This is a genomic window from Nostoc cf. edaphicum LEGE 07299, from assembly GCF_015207245.1.
GTDB classification, from domain to species: domain Bacteria; phylum Cyanobacteriota; class Cyanobacteriia; order Cyanobacteriales; family Nostocaceae; genus Nostoc; species Nostoc edaphicum_B.
This window is the reverse complement of sequence record NZ_JADEXF010000797.1, coordinates 1-3,104: the sequence shown is the minus strand read 5'-3', so window position 1 is coordinate 3,104 and position 3,104 is coordinate 1. Positions and strand designations below refer to the sequence as shown.

The window sequence follows — 3,104 nt, the reverse complement described above, 5'->3', positions numbered from 1 at the left end:
CAAGACAACGTAAATGCTGTGCAAACTTTTCTGCTTTTTCTTCTGCCGTTAAATACCGATTTCCTTGCTCGTCATACCAAGATAGAAATTCCTGACCAATTCCACCCATAACACCTTGATGTCGTCCGATTCCTAAACCAACCTCTGGCATCCAATGGGGTTCGCCAATTTGTAATTGATAATTTTTATCTACCAATTTGTAAATTTCAAATGGTTGGTGTCGATCGCGTTGCCAATATTCGGGGTTGTAAATAATGTAGTAAAGTACGCCAAGTTTCCGATAAATTTCTAACTTTTCGTCGTATTCACTTCCTGGGGAATGGGATACCATCTCCAATGTTAGTATCGGTACTACCTCATTTTCTTCCCAGACAGCGTAACTTCTACGCGATTTACCACCTTTTTTGCGATCGACTCCCAAACTCAGAAACCCATCTGGTACTATGGGGACTCTAGCATTAGCCCCTGTCGTGTGGTAGATTGCCATGTCTACGCCGAAAAACCAATCGGTGCGGGTTGCCCAAATCGAGGTTAATAGGAACAGTAGAATGTTGGGCAGAAAATTTTGATCCTCATTATCCACAGGTATATCGTCCGAGCAGGCTAGTTCGTCAGTGCTTGGAAGCCCAACGACTTTAAGGTTTTCTGACAGCATGACTGTTACCGCGGTGGTTTCGGTTTCTTTGATTATAAATAAATTCAACTTGCCAAGGCTGTAGGGAAGGAACGCATTCTAATAGCGTTCTCCACCCCAGCTAAAAACAACTTGCAGGCAACTCTTTTGCTGTCAGAAGTGTTTTTCGCTGTAATCTATGCCAGGAACCGGACTTGAACCGGTGACACGAGGATTTTCAGTCCTATCTCAATATCCCTTAAAAGCTATATTCAATAAGGATTTTACGTTAAATACTGACTCTTCGGATGTCTCTTTATGCCAGTTTTATGCCAGAATGGTGTAAACAAGTAGGAAATGTGGCAAATATGAGAGAAATTACACCAAGGGAAAATAACGGGTCAATAATCATCAGGTTTTCTCACGCAGGTAAAAGATACAGTTTCAGTCCGACACCGGGAGCAAGTTATCACGACAAACTAGCGCTTGCAAAAGCTGAGGAGATTGCTAATCGAATTTACCAAGACTGCACAACCGGATACTTTGACTCCACGTTGACAAAGTATAAACCCAATGCATTACAAGGCAGGACAAAGGAAGCTGCTATTCAAGATGCTGAAGAAGCAAGGGAGATTGTTGCCGCAAGACTGTCAGTGAATGCAGTCGATCTACTGCAACTGTTTGAAGACTATACCCGTTTCAAGTCTAAAACCTTAATGGCAAACAGCATGATTGACTACGACCGTATTAAAAACAAGCTCATAAAATGCCCTCACAAGCTAGTGAGAGATGCTGTTGCTGTAATGCACTGGTTAGTAGAAGACCATAAAGGTACGTCCACTAGCAGTATTGAGAAGCAATGGAAATTGATAAATGCTTGCTGTAAATGGGGCGTAGCTAGTGGCAAGTTACAGTCAAACACTTTCGAGGGATTGAGAAACTTAATCCCATCGACAAAAAAATCAGGAACTAAAGAAGACATCAATCCCTTTAGTGATGATGAACGTAAACAGATTATTGAAGCTTTTTATGCGAATACAAACTATAACTACTACGCTCCATTAGTGGAATTCTTGTTTACCACTGGATGCAGACCAGAGGAAGCGCTTGCATTGCAATGGAAACACGTTAAGGGGATGAAGATTACTTTCTGTCAAAAGCTAACAGCAAGCGGTGAAATAGAGGCAGGTACTAAGACTCAATCAAAGCGTTCCATTACAGTAAACAGCCAAATAAAGACCGTCATTAACGCTATTAAACCTGAAAAATGCAGTCTTGATGATTTCGTATTTCCTGCTAAAAAAGGTGGTCTTATTGACTGGCATAACTTTGCTAATAGGGCATGGAAGTCTGTACTTGAGACTTTGCCGGAGATTGAGTATAGGAATCCTTACCAGATGAGACACACTGCTATAACAATGATGGTCAGAAGTAACGTTGATAGCGTAATGATAGCTAAGTGGGTAGGCAATTCTCCCAACATGATTGCCAAAAGATATTTGGGTGATGTTAGTGATGTTATGATGCCAGACAGTTGATTCTGCATTGTGTCGTTGAATCGTCAAAGAACGTATCACTTATGCATATAGGAGTACAACAATGTTGACATACAAAGAACTTTGTAAAACAAAGTCATCTAATAAATTCGTTATTAAACACTCTCACGATCATCAAGTCATTGAAATGAATTGTCGATATAAAGAGGTGGTACATCATGAGACATCGGAAGGGTATATTGTTGTGGAGTATAAACGACTAAAGGTGGTCACTCGTGACAAGATACTCTCATCCTTAGCTATTATGTACGTCAATGGGCACTCATCTCACATTGGTGGTTATAGCAGCAGCGAATTAATCTTTGACTATGAAACCAGAATGAATGATCGAATTATCGTCGGAGTTCATATCAGGGATATTGAATACTTTATAAGGAAAAATGAACGCGGGATAACTCCTGAGCAACTAGTGAAATTATTGAAACATTACAAACACCTTCCGAGCGACTACCAAATAAAAGACGACAAAGCTAAAGCACCAGTAAAAACAATTCAACAAACCATTGATTGAATAAATAATCCGAGAACATTATCTCAAACTTGACATCGAGAGAATAAGCCTTCCAAGTATTGTGAAGTAGCAAGGATACCCCATAAAAAAAAGGTGTCACCCACGATGACACCTTCGATAACATCTAAGATGACATCCCACGGTGTCATCTTTTTTTTCAGGGTATACCAGTATCTTGTGCCTACCAAATACCCGTTATTGTTGGCAAAGAAAACAACAATCCCAGCCTTGCGTAAGTGAGCAAGCTTTAACACATGGCGCTAAAATCGTCTCTAGGGCACTTGCAGTAAGTTAATGGTACGTTTAGGCGTTCGTGGTCTATCACGGCATCTACAGGCAAGGGATTTACTCGCGCTAGATCAAAAGCCAGACAACGATAAGCTTAGGAGTTACTTTTTAACCGAGAGTTAAAACTCCAAAACAT

Annotated in this window: 3 protein-coding genes; 2 read left to right on the top strand and 1 reads right to left on the bottom strand. The window is 40.6% G+C overall.

The window, feature by feature from the left end; genetic code table 11:
* A partial coding sequence (locus tag IQ229_RS20810) for a Uma2 family endonuclease (protein WP_194046982.1) occupies positions 1–655 on the bottom strand: 655 nt, incomplete at its 3' end.
* A 266-nt stretch (positions 656–921) separates the two neighbouring features.
* On the opposite strand from IQ229_RS20810, the gene IQ229_RS20805 reads away from it, so the two are divergent.
* Both IQ229_RS20805 and IQ229_RS20800 read left to right on the top strand, forming a co-directional pair.
* Positions 922–2,151, top strand: a complete 1,230-nt coding sequence (locus tag IQ229_RS20805) for a site-specific integrase (RefSeq protein WP_194046980.1) — start codon at positions 922–924, stop codon at positions 2,149–2,151.
* A 61-nt stretch (positions 2,152–2,212) separates the two neighbouring features.
* Complete coding sequence (locus IQ229_RS20800) at positions 2,213–2,680, top strand: hypothetical protein (protein ID WP_194046978.1); 468 nt, start codon at positions 2,213–2,215, stop codon at positions 2,678–2,680.
* Positions 2,681–3,104: the final 424 nt, after the last annotated feature.